Source organism: Castellaniella sp. S9 (assembly GCF_027257175.1).
Classification (GTDB): Bacteria; Pseudomonadota; Gammaproteobacteria; order Burkholderiales; family Burkholderiaceae_B; genus Castellaniella.
Map to the genome: position 1 here is coordinate 237,130 of NZ_JAPFGD010000004.1, position 21,125 is coordinate 258,254.

21 protein-coding genes and 1 pseudogene are annotated in these 21,125 nt (G+C 61.6%); 8 read left to right on the plus strand and 14 right to left on the minus strand.

Annotated elements, in window-relative coordinates; genetic code table 11:
* Position 1: 1 nt before the first annotated feature.
* The 5 genes from OOZ48_RS08220 to OOZ48_RS08240 all read right to left on the minus strand — a co-directional run bounded on the left by OOZ48_RS08220 (position 2) and on the right by OOZ48_RS08240 (position 4,623).
* Positions 2 to 682, minus strand: coding sequence for a hypothetical protein (locus tag OOZ48_RS08220; protein ID WP_269497267.1), 681 nt, complete (start codon positions 680 to 682; stop codon positions 2 to 4).
* A 235-nt stretch (positions 683 to 917) separates the two neighbouring features.
* A complete protein-coding gene (locus tag OOZ48_RS08225; RefSeq protein ID WP_269497269.1) occupies positions 918 to 3,392 on the minus strand; it encodes a DUF5906 domain-containing protein in 2,475 nt (824 codons plus the stop codon).
* 217 nt (positions 3,393 to 3,609) lie between these two features.
* Positions 3,610 to 3,801, minus strand: coding sequence for a conjugal transfer protein TraR (locus OOZ48_RS08230; RefSeq protein WP_269497271.1), 192 nt, complete (start codon positions 3,799 to 3,801; stop codon positions 3,610 to 3,612).
* A complete protein-coding gene (locus OOZ48_RS08235) occupies positions 3,801 to 4,376 on the minus strand; it encodes a hypothetical protein (protein WP_269497273.1) in 576 nt (191 codons plus the stop codon). Before OOZ48_RS08235 ends, OOZ48_RS08230 begins: the two co-directional genes overlap by 1 nt.
* Entirely contained in the window at positions 4,369 to 4,623 is a 255-nt protein-coding gene (locus tag OOZ48_RS08240) for a hypothetical protein (protein WP_269497275.1), read from the minus strand. Before OOZ48_RS08240 ends, OOZ48_RS08235 begins: the two co-directional genes overlap by 8 nt.
* A gap of 75 nt (positions 4,624 to 4,698) precedes the next feature.
* Between OOZ48_RS08240 and OOZ48_RS08245 the strand changes: the two genes are divergently transcribed.
* The gene (locus OOZ48_RS08245; protein WP_269497277.1) at positions 4,699 to 5,088 is read left to right on the plus strand and encodes a helix-turn-helix domain-containing protein; all 390 of its coding nucleotides are present in this window, start codon (positions 4,699 to 4,701) and stop codon (positions 5,086 to 5,088) included.
* Here the strand turns inward: OOZ48_RS08245 and OOZ48_RS08250 are convergent.
* The 5 genes from OOZ48_RS08250 to OOZ48_RS08270 all read right to left on the minus strand — a co-directional run bounded on the left by OOZ48_RS08250 (position 5,081) and on the right by OOZ48_RS08270 (position 8,900).
* A complete protein-coding gene (locus tag OOZ48_RS08250) occupies positions 5,081 to 6,187 on the minus strand; it encodes a hypothetical protein (RefSeq protein ID WP_269497279.1) in 1,107 nt (368 codons plus the stop codon). The two genes, OOZ48_RS08245 and OOZ48_RS08250, sit on opposite strands and share 8 nt — an antisense overlap.
* A complete protein-coding gene (locus OOZ48_RS08255) occupies positions 6,184 to 6,690 on the minus strand; it encodes a class I SAM-dependent methyltransferase (RefSeq protein WP_269497281.1) in 507 nt (168 codons plus the stop codon). Before OOZ48_RS08255 ends, OOZ48_RS08250 begins: the two co-directional genes overlap by 4 nt.
* A gap of 52 nt (positions 6,691 to 6,742) precedes the next feature.
* Entirely contained in the window at positions 6,743 to 7,981 is a 1,239-nt protein-coding gene (locus OOZ48_RS08260; protein WP_269497283.1) for a hypothetical protein, read from the minus strand.
* Positions 7,982 to 8,193: 212 nt separating this feature from the next.
* Positions 8,194 to 8,484 carry a hypothetical protein gene (locus tag OOZ48_RS08265; protein WP_269497285.1) on the minus strand — a complete coding sequence of 97 codons (291 nt, stop codon included), beginning with the start codon at positions 8,482 to 8,484 and terminating at the stop codon, positions 8,194 to 8,196.
* Positions 8,481 to 8,900 (minus strand): hypothetical protein, encoded by a 420-nt coding sequence (locus OOZ48_RS08270; protein WP_269497287.1) that lies wholly within the window; start codon positions 8,898 to 8,900, stop codon positions 8,481 to 8,483. Before OOZ48_RS08270 ends, OOZ48_RS08265 begins: the two co-directional genes overlap by 4 nt.
* A gap of 1,583 nt (positions 8,901 to 10,483) precedes the next feature.
* Here OOZ48_RS08270 and OOZ48_RS08275 point away from each other — a divergent pair.
* Together OOZ48_RS08275 and OOZ48_RS08280 are read left to right on the plus strand one after the other, a co-directional pair.
* A complete protein-coding gene (locus OOZ48_RS08275; RefSeq protein WP_269497289.1) occupies positions 10,484 to 10,822 on the plus strand; it encodes a type II toxin-antitoxin system RelE/ParE family toxin in 339 nt (112 codons plus the stop codon).
* Entirely contained in the window at positions 10,819 to 11,100 is a 282-nt protein-coding gene (locus tag OOZ48_RS08280) for a helix-turn-helix domain-containing protein (RefSeq protein WP_053244314.1), read from the plus strand. Before OOZ48_RS08275 ends, OOZ48_RS08280 begins: the two co-directional genes overlap by 4 nt.
* 225 nt (positions 11,101 to 11,325) lie before the next feature.
* Here OOZ48_RS08280 and OOZ48_RS08285 read toward each other — a convergent pair whose 3' ends face one another.
* Both OOZ48_RS08285 and intI1 read right to left on the minus strand, forming a co-directional pair.
* A complete protein-coding gene (locus tag OOZ48_RS08285; RefSeq protein WP_269497291.1) occupies positions 11,326 to 12,021 on the minus strand; it encodes an autotransporter outer membrane beta-barrel domain-containing protein in 696 nt (231 codons plus the stop codon).
* Positions 12,022 to 12,175: 154 nt separating this feature from the next.
* The gene (intI1, locus tag OOZ48_RS08290; RefSeq protein ID WP_000845048.1) at positions 12,176 to 13,189 is read right to left on the minus strand and encodes a class 1 integron integrase IntI1; all 1,014 of its coding nucleotides are present in this window, start codon (positions 13,187 to 13,189) and stop codon (positions 12,176 to 12,178) included.
* Positions 13,190 to 13,290: 101 nt separating this feature from the next.
* On the opposite strand from intI1, the gene sul1 reads away from it, so the two are divergent.
* The 4 genes and pseudogenes from sul1 to OOZ48_RS08315 all read left to right on the plus strand — a co-directional run.
* On the plus strand, positions 13,291 to 14,142 hold the full coding sequence (gene sul1, locus OOZ48_RS08295; protein WP_000946487.1) for a sulfonamide-resistant dihydropteroate synthase Sul1: 852 nt from the start codon (positions 13,291 to 13,293) through the stop codon (positions 14,140 to 14,142).
* 127 nt (positions 14,143 to 14,269) lie between these two features.
* Positions 14,270 to 14,770 (plus strand): GNAT family N-acetyltransferase, encoded by a 501-nt coding sequence (locus OOZ48_RS08300; protein ID WP_000376623.1) that lies wholly within the window; start codon positions 14,270 to 14,272, stop codon positions 14,768 to 14,770.
* Positions 14,771 to 15,276: 506 nt separating this feature from the next.
* Positions 15,277 to 16,041, plus strand: a complete 765-nt coding sequence (locus OOZ48_RS08310) for an IS6-like element IS6100 family transposase (RefSeq protein ID WP_001389365.1) — start codon at positions 15,277 to 15,279, stop codon at positions 16,039 to 16,041.
* A 54-nt stretch (positions 16,042 to 16,095) separates the two neighbouring features.
* Positions 16,096 to 16,362 (plus strand): annotated as a pseudogene (locus OOZ48_RS08315) (DDE-type integrase/transposase/recombinase); the annotation flags it as partial.
* Between the two features lie 139 nt (positions 16,363 to 16,501).
* On the opposite strand, the gene OOZ48_RS08325 reads toward OOZ48_RS08315, so the two are convergent.
* A complete protein-coding gene (locus OOZ48_RS08325) occupies positions 16,502 to 17,158 on the minus strand; it encodes an autotransporter outer membrane beta-barrel domain-containing protein (RefSeq protein WP_442867554.1) in 657 nt (218 codons plus the stop codon).
* Positions 17,159 to 17,349: 191 nt separating this feature from the next.
* Positions 17,350 to 17,901, minus strand: coding sequence for a hypothetical protein (locus tag OOZ48_RS08330; RefSeq protein WP_269497295.1), 552 nt, complete (start codon positions 17,899 to 17,901; stop codon positions 17,350 to 17,352).
* Positions 17,902 to 18,218: 317 nt separating this feature from the next.
* On the opposite strand from OOZ48_RS08330, the gene OOZ48_RS08335 reads away from it, so the two are divergent.
* Positions 18,219 to 21,119 carry a bifunctional diguanylate cyclase/phosphodiesterase gene (locus OOZ48_RS08335; protein ID WP_269497297.1) on the plus strand — a complete coding sequence of 967 codons (2,901 nt, stop codon included), beginning with the start codon at positions 18,219 to 18,221 and terminating at the stop codon, positions 21,117 to 21,119.
* The last annotated feature ends 6 nt before the right edge of the window (positions 21,120 to 21,125 follow it).

Sequence of the window (21,125 nt, forward strand, 5' to 3'; positions counted from 1 at the left end):
CTCATGCTTTCTCTCCGGGTTGGCGCAGGCGACGAGCCGCCTGCAAAAATTCGGCTTTCATGGATCGGGCCAGGACGGCGCATTCGCGGCGCAGCAGCGCGGCGCGTTCGGCTTCATCGCGCAGGGCCGCCAGGCGCGGGGCCAGTTGGTCGATCAGGCGTTCGACGGCGGCGCGCAGCGCGATGCCCAGGCCGTAGGATTCGCGCTCGACGGCGGCGGCGGGGTGGCGGATACCACGGCGCAGCGCCATTTCGAGCTTGATGTTTTCGTTCTCAAAGTGCAGCACGATGGCCTTGTAGCGCGCGCGGCCGGTGCTTTCGATGTCGCTGCCGGCGGTTGCGCTGCCCGGTTGCGCGGCAACTTCCGGCGCAACAAGGCCCGTATTCGGCCCGAAACGGCCCGTGGCGGCGTTTTCTTGGCCCAGGTGGGCTATGGATGCCAGCGGGATATCGTGGCCGCGCTGGGCGGCGTGACGCGCGGCGACATCGCTGCGGGCGCCCGAGGTCGCGTGCCAGCGGGCCAGACTGGCCTCGACGTTGACCATTTTCCCTTCGAGTACCAGCCGCCCTGCCTGGGCAGCGCGGGTGATAGTGGATTTATTGACGCCCAGGCGTTTGGCGAAGTCCGATCGAGTCTCCAGGATCATGGCCTGCCCTCCCTGGAAAACCTCTTTTTCCACCATCTAACGGGGTATCTCACTAGATATCTCACCCCTAAATACCCTTTAAGGCTTGATCTAACTATTCTCACGCCTATAACGGGGTCGCGCATCACATGAGGCGGTTTTATAGGTGCATATATGGCGCGGATATTTCGCGCGTCACGCGCGGGCGCGCTGGGCGTGATAGGCGTGAGAATAGTTAGATAGCCGCTTGCCATCGAAATCGGCGTGAGACGAGGGCGTGATAGGCGAGAGATCATGACGTGCTCCCCATCGCGTTGTTGAAGCGGAAGTAGCATTCGGCCAGCCAGCGCCCGCGCGGCTTGGCGCCGTCGCTGTTGTCATGGGTCTGTGCGCCGGCGGCTTTGGCCAGAGCGACCGCCTCATCGCTCGGGATGATCATCTTGCGGTTTTTGTAGGCGGTGCTTTGCAGGTTCTCCAGCGTCGATACCGCTTTGCCCGCTTGCCACCCAGGCAGGCGCCCGACATAGCCGATGAATTGCGTCTCATCGCGCGGCCTGGCCACGCCCGTGATGGCGCACCACTTTTTGTAGACCTTGTACAGGTCGCGGCCGAGGCAGGGGCAAAACGGCATCGGCCCGGCGCTGTCGTCGATCTCGAGCTGGCCAGCCTGCCATTCGCGGATGAACACCGCCTCGCTGGGCAGTGACAAGTCGATCAGCTTTTGCTTGGAGTCGGTCATCGGCGGGCGTTTTTTGGGATGGAAGTCGCTGATGTCGACCTGCAGCAAAAAGTGGTAGAACGCCTCAAGGCCACCGTCTTCCAGTTCGATGTTGACCGCGTCATACGTGGCTTCATCCAGCGCCGGCGGCGTGTAGATCACCAGGTGGCGGCGATCATCGTTGTCGATGGGCAGCGGCTGGCCCTCGTTGGACAGGTACACCACGTTCACGTGGTTACGCTGGCGGTACGCGGGCAGGTTCTTCGGGTTCACGCGGATCCAGTCGCCGGTCACCAGCTCTTTGAGTTCGTTCTTGATGTGCCACATTTCCGCGCGGGTGACCACTTCCTCGGCCAGGATGAACAGCTTGCTGTCGGCCCAATCCGCATTGAAGCGGTCTTCCAACCCGCGCTGGTTGAGCACGGTGGAATAATCGCCATAGATCTTGGCCAGGGTCTGAAAGACGGTCGATTTGCCGGTGCCCTGCGGACCGTGCATGATGATGGCGCTGCTCATCTTCGCGCCGGGGCGCTGCAGAGGGTACGCCATCCACTGCAGCAGCCATGTGTAGATCTCGTCGGCGTTGCTTTCCTCGCTGCACAGGTAGCGCAGCAGATCCAGCAGTTCGCGGCAGGTGCCATCTTTTGGCTGCATGGGCCATCCCTGCCAGGTGTTCAGCGCGACGGCTTTGTCCTGCTCGCTGGGGTCAAAGCCGATCTCGTCAATGTAGTAGGCCCCGCGCTCGATCCACAGTGGGTGGCGCTTGATGTCGTCGGCGCGCACGCCGGCCGGCAGCAGCGCGACCATTTGCGCGCGCTTGGCCACGCGGCGCGTCCACAGATCAAACACGGTGTCGCCCGTTCCGTCGTCAATCGGGATGAACCGTTCGACCAGTTCATCCAGCGGCATGATGGCTTCGGCGCGACGCCTACGCCTATCCCCTTCCCCCTGGTAGGATTCCGCGCCCGCTGAAAGGCCCACGCGCGAACCACCGCCGCCGCGCAGCGAACCGGGCGAATGCCCAGCGGCGGTGAGGGCCGCTTCGATCTGCACGCGTACCATCTGCAGGCCGCCGCCTGGGTACTGCATCAGGTCGTTGAAGTCGGTGAGCTTCTGGCCGGCCCGGTCATCGGGGAATTCAGGCTTGACCCATGAACCGCTGACGGCGGTGGCGGCGTTCATGGCCGCCTCAACGCCCGGATTCCAGGGCTGTCCGTTGTTGTCTTTGGTCAGGTAGTCGTCATCGGCGCACACGATGATGTGCGCCTTGGGGTACGCCTTGCGCAGCGCCTGGGCGACCGGCATCAGATTGTTGGCATCGTAGGCCACCACCGTGCACAGCCCCGTGGCTTCGTGCAGCGTGGCGCACGTCGCGTAGCCTTCGCCCAGCAGGATGACAAAGCCAGGCGTGCCGATCATGTGGTAGTGGCCTTGCTTGGCCAGGCCCTTGGGCCAGTACTCTTTCTCGAGCTTGCGGCCTCGGTCGGCACCGCGCACGATCTGCAGGCCCCATATCTTGCCGGCGTCGTCGCTGATCGGGATCGCGATGGTGCCGTTGCCCGATGGCGAGTAGCGCACGCCCCAGGCGGCCACGCCCTTGCGCTGCAGGTAGCTCGAGGGCTTTTCGCTGGTGGGCAAGTACTTCGCCCAGGCCGCCGCTGCCCGCTGCGCGATGCGCTCCTGTTCTGCCACGCGCATCGCGCGGGCGCGTTTGACGTTCTCGGCGTGGCGCGCCCGCATCGCGGCGGCCTGTTCCGCGCTCATGCGCACGCCGGCGCGGCTAAGCCGGATCTTCTGTTTGCCCGAGTCCGGGCCCCGGAAGATACCGTAGCTGCCGACGATGTAGGGTTCCTTGTGGACGCTGCCGTCTGCCTGGGTTTCGTCCAGCCAGATTTCGTTCAGCCAGTACCAGCCGCGCCGCTCGCGGTCGCCGTTGATCTCGCGACAGCGGATCGGCGCTGACGTGCCCACCTCGAAGCGGTCGGTCTCTACGTCCAGGCCGGCGGCCTGGAGCTGGCGCAGCACATCGTCGTAGTTCTTCCAGCTCATATGCGACGGTTGCCTATGTTGCGGCCCGAGAGCCTAGCGAAATTTCGCGGGTGTGGCCCCCCGCAAGGGCCAGAAACCGCCAGGGGCCCCGCCTGGGTTGCAAAAAAACGACACATCGGCCCGGATCGCAACCCATCCGGCAACCCGGCCCGGCCACCTACCTCCCCTCGGGGAGAGGGGCCGCATGGGCGCAAAAAGGGGGAAAGGGGGCGGGGCGTCATGGCCGCGCCCTGCCGTCGCGACAGAAGCCGCACAGGCCGCGCACAAGGCGGGCGAAGTGCTCGCCGCAGTGATCGCATTCGCCGGGTTCGCCTTTAGGTATGGCCGCCGCTGCGCGGCGGGTGGCGTCGATGGCGGCTTCGCGCGCCTCTTGCTCGCGCTCGCTGGCGCGGTCGAAATCGTCCGTCATCAGTCGTGCCCTTCTTTTGTGCCAGCCATCGTGGCCTCGATCAAGGCCCTGGCTTTCATGCCCGCGTCGATGGCTTCGGACACTTCTCGGTGTGCGTTCGACAGCTCGGCTTGGCTGTAGCCATCAAGCAAGCCGGTCATGGCCATGGCGGCCTCGTTCTGTTCCCTCATCAACTCTGTGGCCACGCTCGCGGAAAACGCTGCGCCGGCGCCAGGGCGACCCATTGCGCGTACTGCAAATCCCAAGGGGGCCAGGAAACGATCGAGGACGCGGCGGCGCACGTCCTCGGGCAGGCCGGCCAAGGCCGATGTGAGAAAGTTGGCCGGCATCAGGTTGTTGTCTTTTGTGCTGTCGTCGAGCCAGCGAAAGATGCGGTCGGCGTTGACCTTCATCCGCTCGAACGCATCGGTGGTCGGAGGCTCGAAGCGGATGCCCGTCGTCGCGTCCGCCGCAATGGCTTCGTGTGCCTCGACGATGTTCGCCGCGACGGTTTCTCGGGAGAGACGGTGCGCCCGGCGGTGTTCGGCGATCTCGTCGCGCAAGATGCCGATCAAGGTGTGCGACACATTACGCATGACTACCTTCCTGGGCATCAGCACAATGGGCCTGTCCAGTGATCGCCGCAGGGCCTTCGAACAGGTCTGGTCGCAACAGCTTGAGGTATGCCTTACGATATTTCGGCATGCCCGTCTTACGATACTTGCTAACCACCTGTGGCCTGACGTCGAAAATCAGGGCGGCGGCGCGGGTGCCGCCTAAAGCCTCGATCAGGTAGGCGTCTGGGTGGCCGAACTGTGTGCCGCTTCTGCCTTTCTTGGTCATGGTGCCTCCATTAGTTATGGCTATGTTTTAACACGAAGCCACATCTTACTTGTTTTCTGATAAGGTCTGCAAGCTATGTCTACTCTCGCCGAACGCTTCGCCGAACTTTTTGCTGAACGCCCTGACATCAAGGCCATCGACCTGGCGCGCGCATGTCGCGTGAAAGGGCCGTCCGTGGCCGCCTGGTTGTCTGGAAAGACAAAGCAGATGGAAGCGGAAAACGCCATTCGCGCGGCCGCTTTCTTTGGCGTGCACACGTGGTGGCTGGCCACGGGCCAAGGCCCGAAACGCATTAAGGAAGGCGAGCACGACCGCAATGCGCCCGCCATCGCACTGCAATCGGACGGATGGCCCTTTACCGTTCCTCTTGACAGATACCAACGGCTATCGACCACGGAAAAGCGGGCGCTCGATCGTGTGGTGTCCGGTTTCATCGTCGGCTGCCTTAACAGCTCAATCACCTAGCCGGCTTGGCCCTGCGTACGCGGCGGCGGTCATAAACCTGGCGCACCATGCGCTCAGACGTGTGCAATGTCGCGTCGATGACGTCTTCGGCACCATCGTCCAGCTTGTCCGATACACCCTTGGGGCGGCAATCCTGCAGGCTGAACGGCTGAAATGGGATGCCCCGTTCAGCTGCAATCCGAGAACATTCCGTCATCAGGCGCGCCAGAGTGATCTTCCAGCCGCCTTTGGTGTACCGCTGCCCCTTGAGGTTGCCGAATACATAGATCTCGTCGGCATCCTTGTACCGCTTGATCGCCAACGCCTCGTCAATGGTGGCGCGCAGCTCGGCGCTCCACTCGATGATGCCTACGCGCGGGGTCGCCCCGCGTCGGCGCTTGGCCGCGACCCATCGGATGCCCTCATCGGTGACCTGGTCGTATGTCATGCCACGCACCTCTACGGACCGACGCAGGCACAGCCAAGCCGTCTTCAGGGCGAGCGCGACAATGATGTTGGGGCCGCCCATCATGCGCCCCACCTCGACGGCCAGGGCGATCTCCTGGTCTGACACCAAGCGTTCATAGGCCACCGTCTCGTTCTTTTCCACGCCGTCGAATGGGTTGAGCACGATGATCCCCAGGCGCACGGCGTGCTCCAGGATGCGGCGCATGAGGGATATTTCCTTGTTGCCCTTTTCTGGCCGGCTGGCCTTCACGCAAGCGTCGAGATAGGCATAGGCATCTGTCTTCGTGAGGTCGCCCGCCATCATGTGGCCGAACGCCTTGCGCAGCCGCACGATCTCGCGCTTGTTCTCTTTCATCGTACTGTCGGCGCGACGACGCGGGCTGTCGTTTGGCAGGCTTTCCTGCCACGCCACCCAGGCGGTTAGGATCGCGTCCACGGATCCGTCAGCGGGCGCACCCAGGCCGATCTCGCCGGCGCGACGGATAGCCTCGGCGCGGATTTCCGCAATCTTGGCCCGATCACTGACGGGACATTTGAGTCGAAACGCCCACCTTCCGGTTGGCAGCTTGTAGCCGATTGAGTACGTCCGCGTACCGTGACGCTCATAGACCCGATACGGTAAGCCGTCACCCCGGCCGGGTCGGCGGCTCATCCGTGCTTCCGCATGAAAACCAGCCAATGCGTCATCCCGCGCCGGCCGGCAGTCTGGCCGAACAGCGGCTTTTCTGCGGTTAACGACAGCACCTCGCGTAGAGGCACCTGTGTTTCATTCCACTTAAAAACCAACACGCCACTAGGCTTTAGGACGCGGAAGCACTCGGCGAATCCTTGGCTTAGGTCGTCACGCCAGTTACTTCCTAGCTTCCCATACTTTGCGGCCAACCAGCTGCGCGGGCCGGCGTGAACAAGGTGTGGAGGATCAAACCCCACCAAATGAAAATGCCTGTCTGGATATGGCAGGGCCCGAAAATCCAGGCGCACGTCGGGCTCGATGCGCAGAACGCGCTGGCCAGAGCTATTGCCGCGCGAGTTATCAGTGACCGTTATGGTCTCGCTGCGTTGATCCCCAAAAATCACATCGGGGTTCTCTTTGTCAAACCACATCATGCGACTGCCGCAACATGGGTCGAGCACGCGCCGCGTTATTTTTTCCATGTCTCTCCCTTACTCTCTGACGAAGGCGGGCTATCGCCCGCCTTGGCAGATTTCACGCTCCAAAAATCAGATTACAAAAGCGGGGCGAGACCCGAGGGGCGTGCTGGCGCCCGAGCGCGGGTTGCCCGGGGGGAGCGTGAACACGCCGGCAGCGCCACCGCCGGGCCCAGTTGCCGCCACGATACGGGAGGTATTCGCCTTTATCGGTGCCGTAGTAGTGAGCATTGGTGGTGATCGCCTCGGACTCATCGGCCGCAAGGGTGTTTGCAATGAACAGATCGCCTACGCGGTCGGGATCCACAAACGAGGTCGGGTGCCAGCCGCCTCGAGGTGGGCGCACCCCTGTGTCGATCCATTCGCCTGGGTCAGTCGGGTCGGCAAGATGGATACTGCCGTCGACGATTTTTAGCCCGTCTACCCACTGCCATACATTGCCCCACAGTCCGGCGATCCCTCGGTACGTTGCCTGGGCCACATCCGGCGCATCGACGTCGGCAACGTCGGCGGCGTTTACCCTTCCCTGGCCAATGGCAGTTTGGCAATCAAACGATGCGTGCTCGATCAAGTACAGCCAGTCGATAGCGGCGGCCTGCTGGGCAGTCCATATGCCCCAGCCAGTCTTGCCTTCGCTATTTCTGCGCGCCGCCGCATCGAAAAATTGATCCAACGTCATTCGCGTAGCTGGCAGCACACCAGGCACCGACGCGAGCGTGTCGCCATCCATGCTGGCCTGATACGCTCCGATAAAGAAATAAGGCGCCCCATCTGGGAATTTTTGGCTTATAAAGCCGCCATGAACTCTAAAGCCTGGGCGATGCCGATCGCTAATGAACCATGCGGGCGATCCTGCAAACGGCCCGCGATCTAGGATTTCCCCGCGAACCCAGAACCTGGGCACCCGCACCATATGCTGACCGTCTAGTGTTTCGGGCGTGATGTTGCCAAACACGGGGTGACTATCGAAATACCTGCGATCCATGGGTCGCTCCACCGGATACCCGTTCGCGTCAATCCGGTGGACTCGGTATGCGCTACCATCCGGCGCGCGCTCAAGCGCTACGCCTAGAACCTCAACGGCGGCGGGGTGCGTCAGGCCGGGGGCGTTCTGGGTGTCCGGCAGCGTGCATAGCACGCGAAAATCGACGGTCGTTCGATTTTTTGCGCGGCTGATCACGAGTTGGCTGCTGCTGCCCTCATCGTGCGGAACGCTTAGCAGTAAGTCGATAAAATGGCGCGCCGATTCGTGCGCGCCGGATGAGGCCAGGTGCTGGCTGATGGTCTTTCTATCCATGTCTGTGCTCCAGTGTCATAAAGTCCAGCCGTGGCCCCTTTCGGGCGGCGTGGGGCGTAGATCGTCCGCTCATGCGGTCTTCAAAATGCTTACGGGATACTTTTGGGATTTCGCCGCGTCGCGCTGCTGGCTCGTACACCCAATGTCTTTTCTCAAGCCAGGCCACCATGCGCGCAGGCTGCACGGTGCCCGTTAGCTCCACCAGCTGTTCCCTAGTCAGCAATAGCGTGTCGGCCACCTGTATCGCCTCCATCTGCATAAACAATGCGCGCCAGTCCTTCCGTCGAGTTGTCGAGCATTTCGATAAAATTCGCCAGCGTATTCACATCGATGTCATCGTCCTGGCTGTTGATGCCGGCGACCACGGCGTCGTACATCCGAATGAATGCGCGGGTCGAGGCTATTTGTCTCTTTGCGGCCGACATCATCGCTGTCTCGCGCCGTGATGCCGGTGCATTGGGTGGAAACGACAGATGTGCGTATGCAAGGTCTTCCATGGTCATGAGGGCTCCTGTGTTGATGTCAGTGCAGCGGCTTGACGCATCGCGCGCAATTGTTGGGTGGCCACATAAAGGGCTGATACGTCCAGTCGGCCGAGCAAGCCATCCACCGTGCTGACACCGACGCGGATAGCTGCGAGTTCATGTTCTGCCAAGGGCATCCCGGCCTCGGCCTTGCCGGCGACTTGATTCATTGCGCTCGCTGCCCCGTTTATGAGTCGAGCTTCATGTTGGTGTCGGCGGTCGTTCTCCAGGGCGATCTGGACAACGTTCATAATCCCGGCCAAGTTGTTGTAGGCCGCTGCTGTCGGGGAGCTCTCCAGGCAGGCCATGGACGTATAGAGCATCATGGCAAACTCATCGCGCAGAACGCGGGTGACCGGGATCCGTATCAAGCGGGGTGTGCGGCGCTTTTTCATAGATCGGATTCCGTGTCGTCGTTCGCTGCGCGGCGTTGGAAGTCAATGCGCGTGGATATGGTCAGACGCCCAGGCTTGATGTCAGAAAGCGCAGCGGCCGTGTTTTTCAGGGCGAGAGCCAGTGCTGGGCTCTTGAGCGCGTCGTCAAGGCTGATGGAGCACCCTGATGCGCGCAGCGCGTGATGTAGCTCGTCGCGTGTCGGCTCGCCGCGTCGGTGGTGGCTAGTCATTTCCAGCCTCGCGCGCCGCGCCAACTGGCGCGCCAGGAGAGGTTTAGGGCCGGATCACGATAGCGGCGCACTGCCAGCAAGACCGTCTGAATCAGAGCGCGCATGACGGTTCCCCCCAGTCCAGCATCACGATGATCGCGGCAGCGCCGTTCGGTGCTATAACGGTGACGTCGACGCCGGCGCTGCGAACGCGGTACAGTCGCCCTGGAATGATGGGGGTGGCTGACATATGGCCTCCTTTTGTTAGCTATGGCTTTGTTGTAATTATTAGCCATGCATAACAGAACAGTCAAGCGAAACTAATTAGTTATTTCTAATTTCTGCTGGAAATTTGGAACATGTCGCCGAAGAACCGCATGTTTTGGCGGTGTAAAATCACGTTTTTGGAATCAAAAACCGCCCGAAACCCGCGTAAACATTGACTTCACCCCCGGCCCTGTCACGCCGGGGGTCGCGGGTTCGAGTCCCGTCCGCTCCGCCAAAGAATGTAGTGAAATCAAGCGCTTACACCATGTAAGTGCTTTTTTTCGTCTCGATTTATATTCCAAAGTCGGGTTTTTCGTTCCAAAGTTTGGACTATCCGACTTTCGGGTTGGCTGGAAAGCCGCACCAGGCCTAGCTTTCCGAGCTGGGCCACCTTAGCGAATACCGGTCCAAGTTGCCGGTATTCCTACCCCCTCTCCCCTACTGATTTATGCGCCTAAATGGGTGCGCATCACACTCTGCGTATTATGCAATGCGCATTGCGCAATACGTACTCCGGGAGCACAACGAGCGACGTTCAGATGCCCCCGCCCATGCCTGCGAAGTGTGGCGGCCTTTAGGACGCCAAGCAGGTTGACTATCCAATCACCTCAAGAGCGAACGTCATCGGCTAAGTAGCAACCTGCCACCTCCGAAGATAATTGTGAGATGGGTATCAGCCCTTGTGCCTCAGCCTAGGCGGTTGCTCGGTCTTGGTAAAGGCTTCGAGCTCATGCGCGTAAAGGTTTAGCATCCAGGGCGTTGGCTGAGCGTGAAGGGTAACGATCAGCCCGGCCCGGAACTCCAGCGCAAATACTCTCCTGGCCTAAACATCAGGCTGGCTATCAAACAAAAATGGAAACTCGGCTGCACTTCCTTGCTTCAGCTTAGCGAAGAGCTTGTGCGCATTTTGTGGTATCCCCTCTTCGTGTGTAGCCAAGTCCACGACGTTTCTGGCCCCCGTACATGCCTGCGATAGGTAGCGGGTTCTTTTCCAAGGGCTTCCCCTTAGAGAATGCTCCCTGCCTATCTTTGAGCCAGCAGCCGCTACGACAGTAAAGAGATGGCATTGAGCTTGCCAAAACATACAAAATATTGTATAAATCACGCTTGCCGCCATCCAAGTCTGTCGAGTTCCTCGGAACCTCACTTGATGATCTTCGCGCCTTCCCGCCCTCTGCCAAGCGCGAAGCGGGTTACCAGATCGATCAGGTGCAAAACGGTAGGGAGCCGGACGACTGGAAGCCTATGAAAGCAGTGGGCCAAGGTGTCAAAGAAATCCGCGTTCACGATAGTGAGGGCGCTTTCAGGGTCATCTACATCGCCAAGTTCGCCGATGCCGTCTATGTGATCCACTGCTTTCAGAAAAAGACGCAGAAAACCAACAAGGCGGATATAGATCTGGCCTCGAAACGTTATCGAGACCTATTGCAGGAACTAAGCAAATGAGCAACCAACGATTTGCCAGCATCTGGGATGCCATCGAAGACACCCAGGAAGTCGCGGAAAACATGAAGCTTCGTTCAACCCTGATGACGGCGCTTAGGCACCACATAGTCCACGCCAAGATGAGTCAGGCCGAAGCCGCCAAGATTTTTGGCGTGACCCAGCCCCGCGTTTCTGACCTGATGCGTGGAAAAATCAATGTTTTTGGTCTTGATGCACTGGTCAATATGGCCGCTGCCGCTGGACTGCACATTGAGATGCGCGTACTTGAGCCTGCCTAGGGTTGGGCCCAGGGTTTCGAGTCAGAAAATTTGGAATAAAAGCCTGCAAAACCGCATGAAATCGACATGCTTTTGAGGTTTTTTTGGAATACGATTTGGCTGGAAACCCGCATAAACATTGACTTCGATACCAGCCCTGTCACGCTGGGGGTCGCGGGTTCGAGTCCTGTCCGCTCCGCTCCGCCACAGTTTCAAAGAGCACCTGCATCATGCAGGTTTCTTTTTCTACCATTTCATCCGAAAGCCCACCTGGCCGACGACAGAATAGCTGTCTCCGAATGGGTTCAAGCCGGTATTGACCAGGCCTTCGCCGTAAATGGAGTATTTGTCGCCGCTCCAGTTGTAGGAACCGCCGACGCCCAGGCTGGCCCATAGGCGATCATTGCCGCTGGCGAAGCGCTTGCCGGCGACGTGGACCGTTGTCTCGTCCAGGATTTCGTAGTGGAGGTTGGCCAATCCGTAGACGTGTGTGCGGACGGGCTTGCCTCTGGCATGGCCACGCGAGCGTTCGTAATCCAGGGCCACGCCCAGGCGGCCTTGAAGACTGTCGCCCTGGCCATTGCCGACGCGGGCGCCGAACGTATCGGTGTAGGTGTCGAAGTCCACATTGGAATACACCAATTGGGCCTGGGGCGTGATGGACCATGCCGGATCCAGCGCAATGCGTTTGCCGCCCTCGATGGAGGACGCATAGCCGAAGCCCTTGTTGGCTTGAACCAGGTTTTTGCGGGCCAGTTTGGAGCCCAGATCACTGTCGTACCAGGTCAGGCGCGCTTGGCCGTCCAGATAAAAGCCGTCCTGCTGGTACCAGGTCAGGGTTGCCCCGACGCCATAACCATCGGTCGTGATGTCGCCGTCGCCATGCGGGGACCTTGTCGTTTTCAGAAGACGGCTGCACTGAACGTCAGAAGCCGACTGCACTATAGCAGCGGAGGGGTTGGATCCATCAGGCAACGACGGGCTGCTGCCGGCCATCAGCGGACGCAGGGAGGACTTTCCGCAACCGGCCGTTCGATGCGGCACCGATGGCCTTCGCGCAGGGGTAGTGAATCCGCCAGGATTGACTTGCGCTGCCCTACCTCTCACTAGTGAGGGGCGGCAGCGCATCAAGCGGTGAGCGCACTCCGGCACCGCCAACTTTCAGCACATGCGTGTAAATCATCGTCGTAGAGACGTCGGAATGGCCGAGCAGATCCTGCACGGTTCGAATGTCGTAACCGCTGCGGAGCAAGGCCGTCGCGAACGAGTGGCGGAGGGTGTGCGGTGTGGCGGGCTTCGTGATGCCTGCTTGTTCTACGGCACGTTTGAAGGCGCGCTGAAAGGTCTGGTCATACATGTGATGGCGACGCACGACACCGCTCCGTGGATCGGTCGAATGCGTGTGCTGCGCAAAAACCCAGAACCACGGCCAGGAATGCCCGGCGCGCGGATACTTCCGCTCAAGGGCGTCGGGAAGCGCAACGCCGCTGCGGCCCTCGGCCTGGTCCTTCAGCCACCATGCCCGTGCACGCGACAGCTGCTCGCGCAGGCTGGGTGCCAAGCTCTCGGGTAACATCAAGGCCCGATCCTTGGAGCCCTTGCCCTCCCGCACGATGATCGTGCCGTGATCGAAATCCAGATCCTTGACCCGCAGTTGCAAACCCTCACTGATCCGCATGCCCGTTCCATACAGAAGCTGGGCGAACAAACGATGCTCGCCTTCCAGAAAACCGAGGATGCGAACCACTTCATCCGGGGTCAGCACCACCGGCAAGCGCCGCGACGGCCGAGGTCTTCCGATCTCCTGAAGCCAGGGCAGATCCGTGCACAGCACCTTGCCGTAGAAGAACAGCAAGGCCGCCAATGCCTGACGATGCGTGGAGACCGAAACCTTGCGCTCGTTCGCCAGCCAGGACAGAAATGCCTCGACTTCGCTGCTGCCCAAGGTTGCCGGGTGACGCACACCGTGGAAACGGATGAAGGCACGAACCCAGTGGACATAAGCCTGTTCGGTTCGTAAACTGTAATGCAAGTAGCGTATGCGCTCACGCAACTGGTCCAGAACCTTGACCGAACGCAGCGGTGGTAACGGCGCAGTGGCGGTTTTCATGGCTTGTTATGACTGTTTTTTTGTACAGTCTATGCCTCGGGCATCCAAGCAGCAAGCGCGTTACGCCGTGGGTCGATGTTTGATGTTATGGAGCAGCAACGATGTTACGCAGCAGGGTGACGGTGTTCGGCATTCTGAATCTCACCGAGGACTCCTTCTTCGATGAGAGCCGGCGGCTAGACCCCGCCGGCGCTGTCACCGCGGCGATCGAAATGCTGCGAGTCGGATCAGACGTCGTGGATGTCGGACCGGCCGCCAGCCATCCGGACGCGAGGCCTGTATCGCCGGCCGATGAGATCAGACGTATTGCGCCGCTCTTAGACGCCCTGTCCGATCAGATGCACCGTGTTTCAATCGACAGCTTCCAACCGGAAACCCAGCGCTATGCGCTCAAGCGCGGCGTGGGCTACCTGAACGATATCCAAGGATTTCCTGACCCTGCGCTCTATCCCGATATTGCTGAGGCGGACTGCAGGCTGGTGGTTATGCACTCAGCGCAGCGGGATGGCATCGCCACCCGCACCGGTCACCTTCGACCCGAAGACGCGCTCGACGAGATTGTGCGGTTCTTCGAGGCGCGGGTTTCCGCCTTGCGACGGAGCGGGGTCGCTGCCGACCGGCTCATCCTCGATCCGGGGATGGGATTTTTCTTGAGCCCCGCACCGGAAACATCGCTGCACGTGCTGTCGAACCTTCAAAAGCTGAAGTCGGCGTTGGGGCTTCCGCTATTGGTCTCGGTGTCGCGGAAATCCTTCTTGGGCGCCACCGTTGGCCTTCCTGTAAAGGATCTGGGTCCAGCGAGCCTTGCGGCGGAACTTCACGCGATCGGCAATGGCGCTGACTACGTCCGCACCCACGCGCCTGGAGATCTGCGAAGCGCAATCACCTTCTCGGAAACCCTCGCGAAATTTCGCAGTCGCGACGCCAGAGACCGAGGGTTAGATCATGCCTAGCATTCACCTTCCGGCCGCCCGCTAGCGGACCCTGGTCAGGTTCCGCGAAGGTGGGCGCAGACATGCTGGGCTCGTCAGGATCAAACTGCACTATGAGGCGGCGGTTCATACCGCGCCAGGGGAGCGAATGGACAGCGAGGAGCCTCCGAACGTTCGGGTCGCCTGCTCGGGTGATATCGACGAGGTTGTGCGGCTGATGCACGACGCTGCGGCGTGGATGTCCGCCAAGGGAACGCCCGCCTGGGACGTCGCGCGGATCGACCGGACATTCGCGGAGACCTTCGTCCTGAGATCCGAGCTCCTAGTCGCGAGTTGCAGCGACGGCATCGTCGGCTGTTGCACCTTGTCGGCCGAGGATCCCGAGTTCTGGCCCGACGCCCTCAAGGGGGAGGCCGCATATCTGCACAAGCTCGCGGTGCGACGGACACATGCGGGCCGGGGTGTCAGCTCCGCGCTGATCGAGGCTTGCCGCCATGCCGCGCGAACGCAGGGGTGCGCCAAGCTGCGGCTCGACTGCCACCCGAACCTGCGTGGCCTATACGAGCGGCTCGGATTCACCCACGTCGACACTTTCAATCCCGGCTGGGATCCAACCTTCATCGCAGAACGCCTAGAACTCGAAATCTAACGTCCGTTCGGGCATCGAGGTCCATGTCGGGGTGGGACGGGCCCGTGGCTTCAAGATCACTTGCAGTCCGACCGCGATGTCTTGGTTGCGCGAGAGGTTGTCGATATCCTCCACTTCCATCATCAACCCTGGATAATGCCGCCGCCGTCATCGCCGCCGACGCCCGTGCCGGGCTTTTCGGGCCTGTCAGGCTTGCTCGGCCTTCAGCCTGCCTGGGCGAGATCTCCGGCGGACGGATTAACGGCGGAGCTTCGCCGCCTTTCGTGCGTGTGAAGGCCGAAGATAGTTCTCTCAAAAACATCCGTTTATGAGAGATACCAAATGTCATTTTCAGAAGACGACTGCACCAGTTGATTGGGCGTAATGGCTGTTGTGCAGCCAGCTCCTGACAGTTCAATATCAGAAGTGATCTGCACCAATCTCGACTATGCTCAATACTCGTGTGGGCTCTGTTGCAAAAATCGTGAAGCTTGAGCATGCTTGGCGGAGATTGGACGGACGGAACGATGACGGATTTCAAGTGGCGCCATTTCCAGGGTGATGTGATCCTGTGGGCGGTGCGCTGGTATTGTCGCTATCCGATCAGCTATCGCGACCTTGAGGAAATGCTGGCGGAACGCGGCATTTCGGTCGACCATACGACGATCTATCGCTGGGTCCAGTGCTACGCCCCGGAGATGGAGAAGCGGCTGCGCTGGTTCTGGCGGCGTGGCTTTGATCCGAGCTGGCGCCTGGATGAAACCTACGTCAAGGTGCGGGGCAAGTGGACCTACCTGTACCGGGCAGTCGACAAGCGGGGCGACACGATCGATTTCTACCTGTCGCCGACCCGCAGCGCCAAGGCAGCGAAGCGGTTCCTGGGCAAGGCCCTGCGAGGCCTGAAGCACTGGGAAAAGCCTGCCACGCTCAATACCGACAAAGCGCCGAGCTATGGTGCAGCGATCACCGAATTGAAGCGCGAAGGAAAGCTGGACCGGGAGACGGCCCACCGGCAGGTGAAGTATCTCAATAACGTGATCGAGGCCGATCACGGAAAGCTCAAGATACTGATCAAGCCGGTGCGCGGTTTCAAATCGATCCCCACGGCCTATGCCACGATCAAGGGATTCGAAGTCATGCGAGCCCTGCGCAAAGGACAGGCTCGCCCCTGGTGCCTGCAGCCCGGCATCAGGGGCGAGGTGCGCCTTGTGGAGAGAGCTTTTGGCATTGGGCCCTCGGCGCTGACGGAGGCCATGGGCATGCTCAACCACCATTTCGCAGCAGCCGCCTGATCGGCGCAGAGCGACAGCCTACCTCTGACTGCCGCCAATCTTTGCAACAGAGCCCTCAATAACGTGATCGAGGCCGATCACGGAAAGCTCAAGATACTGATCAAGCCGGTGCGCGGTTTCAAATCGATCCCCACGGCCTATGCCACGATCAAGGGATTCGAAGTCATGCGAGCCCTGCGCAAAGGACAGGCTCGCCCCTGGTGCCTGCAGCCCGGCATCAGGGGCGAGGTGCGCCTTGTGGAGAGAGCTTTTGGCATTGGGCCCTCGGCGCTGACGGAGGCCATGGGCATGCTCAACCACCATTTCGCAGCAGCCGCCTGATCGGCGCAGAGCGACAGCCTACCTCTGACTGCCGCCAATCTTTGCAACAGAGCCTCCGTCGCCATGCTCACCTCGCTTTGGTGCACACGAGTATTGAGCATAGTCGAGATTGGTGCAGATCACTTCTGATATTGAACTGTCAGGAGCTGGCTGCACAACAGCCATTACGCCCAATCAACTGGTGCAGTCGTCTTCTGAAAATGACAGACCTGGTGTGGGTTTTGCCGTGGGCGTAGTGGACGGCCAGTCCGCCAATCCATTTGCCGTTCTCGGAGGCCGTCAGCTCGCGGTCTACGCCGATCTGCATTCTGAAGATGTTCTGGTCGTAGGCGGTCTCCGAGGTGGATGAGCGCGGCTTGATGTTCCGATAAGCGCCTTCCATGCGGCCCCAGGCACCGGTGCCTTCGATCAGGGCACCGGCCGAACCGGCGCTATCGGCAAGGCGATGGCCGGCCCGGGTCCAGACGCGATTACCGACACGCTGCTGCAATGTGGGCACGCTGTTCAAGGCGAGCAAGGCCTGCGGGTAGGCTTCGTACGAGGGCACGCCGGCCTGATACAGCGGTGCCGGGGCGGCCTCCGGCCCGCCGGCCGCGGGCGAGACCCGCTGGGAACGCAAGTACCAGTCACCGTCGTCGGGGGTCGACAGGCCGCCCTGGTGCAATTGGTAAGCATAGGCGCCGGCGACGATGGCGGGCTTGCCATTGACCGTGTAATCGCCTCCGGCGAGCGCGGCCATGCCGTCAAGCGTGGCGCCATTGCTCAGGAAGACACCGGTGCCGGCTTCATTGGCCATGCCGACCTTTCAGGCCCCTTCCTTGATGGCCAGCATGCCGCCATCCATCCTGACAAGCTCCCAGTTGGCGATATTGCCGCCCGGCGCGCGGGCGTTGACGCCCCGCAGGTTCAGCGTATCGATCATGCCGTTGGCGATGGAGGTGCCATCGCCGCCATCCAGAATCTGGCTGCCGTCGTACGTGGCGGCGCTTACCGTGGCGGTGTCGGAGCCGTCCTGGCCGTAGAACCCGCCGGTGAAGGTTCCGCTGGTCCAGGTGAAGGTGTCATTGCCTTCGGCATTGACGAGACCGTCATCGCTATCGGCGGCGCGATGTCGATCGTGACATCGCTGCCGCTGACGCTCAGAATGCCCGCGCCGGCGTCGCCATTCACGTCGCCATGGATGGCGATGGCCGTGGGGCCGGCGCCCGCCTGCGAGGCATATATTCCGTAAATTCCACCACTGACACGGCCTGAGGAAGTGATCTGGATGGATCCGGTGCCGCCATTATCGGCAACCATGCCGAATTCATGGCCGGTAATGGTGCCGGTGGTCTGGTTGATGCGTATGTCTTGTGCCAGGCCGCCGTTATAGCCGGCAACGCCGATTCCCTCGGTGGCCGTCACATCCCCGGCAACGCCGATGACGGTGGAGCCGGTGCCTTGATTGTTTCCGTATATGCCGTAGTTCTGGCCCGAGACCGCCCCACCCGTTTGGGTCAGCGTAATATCGGTGGCCGACGGATCGTTATAGGCATACACCCCGTAGGCATCCCAAGTGGTGCTGCCGCTTTGGGTGACGGTTCCAGCGGTGGTGATCGCGGTAGAGCCGTGAAGCGGGCAGCAGCATCGGCACGAAAACAATGCCGGCGACACGAGCGGTGATAGGGCCCAACGAGAAGAGGATTCGGCAAGTACGGGGATCTCTTTTGACCATACGGCACGTCTACGGAAAAATTCAGTTGAAGGTTGAATTATTTTGCTGCTGTACGCGTATCCTACCTTGTGATCGCGCCGCTATCCCGCCTTCGCGCGATATGTTACTGTTCATTACCCTCTGATGATGGACATGGTGGGGCATGACAGGAGACACACACGCTCGCCGGCCGCCCGCTCACGGCACGCCGGGAGGGCTGGGCACCATGGTGGGGGCGTTTTTTGCGCTGCTGCTCGTGCTGTTCATCGGCAACGGGTTTGCCGTGCATGCCCTCTTGTCCTATGACGACGCGGCCGCCGCCAAGCTCGAGACGCTGGACCGGATGCGAGTGCTCGGTCTGCAGGCCGCCCTGCATTCGGTGCGGCTGACCGACGCCAGCCAAGTGCGCGATGCGCAATTCGGTCATGGGGTCGATGTGTTCAACCGCGGCCTGACGGCCTTCGAGCATGGCGGCGTGGTGGCCGGCCGCGAGGTGCCGCCGCTGATCGAGCCGCGCCTGCAAGCCTACCTGCCCAAGATCCGGCGTGATTGGACCTCCTTTCGCAATCGCGCGCAATCGGTGGTGCTGGCCAGTTATTCCTCGCAAGGCACATCCGGCGAAGGGATGGCGGGCGCCGCGCCGGCGGTGTTGCGGCAGTGGCTGATCGATGATGCCAACGTGCTGCTGCAGTCCCTGCAGGCGCTGGGCAACGAGCTGCAGCAGAGCGCGCAGCAGCGGCGCGCGGCCATCCCGTGGCTGGGGGCGGGCCTGCTGGCGGCCGATCTGCTGCTGTTGTTGCTGGCCTTCGTGCTGGTGCGCCGGCACCTGGTGGTGCCGCTGCGCAAACTCTATCACTCATGCCAGGACCTCATGCGCGGCCATTACGGCACGCGCGTCGATTACAAGGGTTCTGGGGAATTGAGCGAACTGGCCAATGCGTTCAACAGCGGGGCGCAACGCATTCAGGAGCTGCTCGAGACCACGCGCAAGGACCGCCTGGGCCTAGAGCGCTCGGATACGATTTTTCGCGGTCTGGCGGTCAATTCCATCGTCGGCATCTACCTGGCCGAGGGCGACCGCTTCAGTTTCGTCAGCGCCAAGATGGCCGAGATCTTCGGCTACACGCCCCAGGAGATGATCGACACGCTGCCGGTCCTGGGGGTGATCGTGCCGCGCGAACGCTATCTGGCGGCCGAGTCGCTGAAGGCCAGCCTCAAGCGCAAGGACGGGACGGTGCGCTACGAGCGCCGGGGCCGGCGCAAGGACGGGACCGTGATCGACATCGAGGTCTTCAGTTCGGCTCTCCAGACGGGCGGCACCACGGCCATCATCGGGATCGTACAGGACATCACCGAGCGCAAGCGTGTCGAAGCCTCGGCCCAGCTGGCCGGCATTGCCTACGAGAACAGCAGCGAGGCGATCGCCGTCACCGACGCCGCGGGCGTGATCATGGACGTGAATCCGGCATATGCGCGGATCACCGGAGGCTGGCCCGACGAGGTGGTGGGCGAGACCCTGCCCTTGCTCAAGCCCGGCCGGCACAATCGTGATTTCTACGATGCCATGTGGCATGCGATCAATACGACGGGGCGCTGGGAGGGCGAATACTGGAACCAGCGCAAGTCCGGCGAGGACTATGCCGAGCGCGTGGTCATCGACACCGCCTGGAACCATGACGGCTCGGTCAATTGCCGGGTCGCGATCGTCAGCGACATCACGGCAAAGAAGCACGCCGAAAAGCAGGTCTGGTGGCAGGCGCACCACGATCCGCTGACGCTGCTGCCCAATCGCCAGTGCTTCAACGACCGGATCGCCCGATCGGTCGAGCGCGCCGCGGCCGGCGGCCTGCCGCTTGCCCTGATGTTCCTCGATCTGGACGGATTCAAGGCGATCAACGATTCGATGGGGCATGCCGTGGGGGATCAGGTGCTCACCGAGGTGGCCCAGCGCTTGCGCAGTTGCTCGGGCGAGGCCGCATTCGTCGCCCGTCTGGGGGGCGACGAGTTCGTCGTGCTGCTGGACGACGTGCGCGACCAGGACCAGGTCGATGATCTGCGCCTGAGCATCATGCGCGGCGTCACGGCGCCCTATGTGGTTGCCGGTGAGTCCCTGCGGGTCTCGGCCAGCATCGGGATCGCCCTGTACCCCAAGGATGCCGAGGACAAGGACATCCTGCTGCGCCATGTCGACCTGGCGATGTACGCCGCCAAGGCCGAGGGGCCGAATCGCCACCGCTATTTCGACGAAAACATGCGCACCCGCGCGCGCATGCTGAGGGACTTGATCCAGGGCCTGCCGCGGGCCTTGGCCGACGGCCAGTTCTTCATGGTGTACCAGCCGATCTACGAAATGGGCACCGGCCGGCTGTTCGAGGCCGAGGCCTTGCTGCGCTGGAACCACCCTGAGTTCGGCATCATCCGGCCGATGGAGTTCCTGCCCATGGCCGAGGATCGTCAGTTGATCAGCCGCATCGGCGACTGGGTTCTGGAGCGTGTGGCGGCGCAGGCGGCATCCTGGCGCGCGCGCCATGGCCTGGGCTTGCGCGTGGCGGTGAATGTGTCGCCCGCCCAGCTCGAGGGCGGCGAGGACAATCGCCTGTGCTGGCTCGAATGCCTGCGTCGGCACGGCCTGGCCGCCGACGACATCGTGCTGGAGTTTTCCGAGCGCGCATTGGCTGGCCTGGGTGCGGGCGCCCTGGCCAATCTGCAGACGCTGCGCGATGCCGGCATGGGTCTCGGCCTGGATGCGTTCGGGATCGCCTCGGCGTCGATGTCCTCCATCGGCCGCGTGCCCGCCGACTACATCAAGCTCGATCGCGCCACCACCGAGCACATCGTCGAGGATCTCCAGGCCCTGCATGTGTGCGAGGCCATCATTCTGCTGGCGCACAAGCTGGGTGTCCAGGTGATCGCCGAGGGCGTGGCCAGCGCCGCGCAGCACGAACTCCTGTTACGCGTCGGCTGTGATGCCGGCCAGGGATATTGGTACGATGAGCCTCTTGAGCCCGGCGAGCTCGAGAGGCGCCTGGTCAATGGCCGGAGGCTGGCAATTCGCGAACCATGAGGACGG

Excerpts from the sequence above, each read along its gene's own strand:
- OOZ48_RS08220 (WP_269497267.1), bottom strand. The coding sequence starts at position 682 with ATGGTGGAAAAAGAGGTTTTCCAGGGAGGGCAGGCCATGATCCTGGAG.
- sul1 (WP_000946487.1), top strand. The coding sequence starts at position 13,291 with ATGTTACGCAGCAGGGTGACGGTGTTCGGCATTCTGAATCTCACCGAG.
- OOZ48_RS08325 (WP_442867554.1), bottom strand. The coding sequence starts at position 17,158 with ATGGCCAATGAAGCCGGCACCGGTGTCTTCCTGAGCAATGGCGCCACG.
- OOZ48_RS08225 (WP_269497269.1), bottom strand. The coding sequence starts at position 3,392 with ATGAGCTGGAAGAACTACGACGATGTGCTGCGCCAGCTCCAGGCCGCC.
- OOZ48_RS08300 (WP_000376623.1), top strand. The coding sequence starts at position 14,270 with ATGGACAGCGAGGAGCCTCCGAACGTTCGGGTCGCCTGCTCGGGTGAT.
- OOZ48_RS08260 (WP_269497283.1), bottom strand. The coding sequence starts at position 7,981 with ATGGATAGAAAGACCATCAGCCAGCACCTGGCCTCATCCGGCGCGCAC.
- OOZ48_RS08265 (WP_269497285.1), bottom strand. The coding sequence starts at position 8,484 with ATGACCATGGAAGACCTTGCATACGCACATCTGTCGTTTCCACCCAAT.
- OOZ48_RS08235 (WP_269497273.1), bottom strand. The coding sequence starts at position 4,376 with ATGCGTAATGTGTCGCACACCTTGATCGGCATCTTGCGCGACGAGATC.
- OOZ48_RS08230 (WP_269497271.1), bottom strand. The coding sequence starts at position 3,801 with ATGACGGACGATTTCGACCGCGCCAGCGAGCGCGAGCAAGAGGCGCGC.
- OOZ48_RS08280 (WP_053244314.1), top strand. The coding sequence starts at position 10,819 with ATGAGCAACCAACGATTTGCCAGCATCTGGGATGCCATCGAAGACACC.
- OOZ48_RS08255 (WP_269497281.1), bottom strand. The coding sequence starts at position 6,690 with ATGGAAAAAATAACGCGGCGCGTGCTCGACCCATGTTGCGGCAGTCGC.
- OOZ48_RS08335 (WP_269497297.1), top strand. The coding sequence starts at position 18,219 with ATGACAGGAGACACACACGCTCGCCGGCCGCCCGCTCACGGCACGCCG.
- OOZ48_RS08270 (WP_269497287.1), bottom strand. The coding sequence starts at position 8,900 with ATGAAAAAGCGCCGCACACCCCGCTTGATACGGATCCCGGTCACCCGC.
- OOZ48_RS08245 (WP_269497277.1), top strand. The coding sequence starts at position 4,699 with ATGTCTACTCTCGCCGAACGCTTCGCCGAACTTTTTGCTGAACGCCCT.
- OOZ48_RS08250 (WP_269497279.1), bottom strand. The coding sequence starts at position 6,187 with ATGAGCCGCCGACCCGGCCGGGGTGACGGCTTACCGTATCGGGTCTAT.
- OOZ48_RS08240 (WP_269497275.1), bottom strand. The coding sequence starts at position 4,623 with ATGACCAAGAAAGGCAGAAGCGGCACACAGTTCGGCCACCCAGACGCC.
- intI1 (WP_000845048.1), bottom strand. The coding sequence starts at position 13,189 with ATGAAAACCGCCACTGCGCCGTTACCACCGCTGCGTTCGGTCAAGGTT.
- OOZ48_RS08310 (WP_001389365.1), top strand. The coding sequence starts at position 15,277 with ATGACGGATTTCAAGTGGCGCCATTTCCAGGGTGATGTGATCCTGTGG.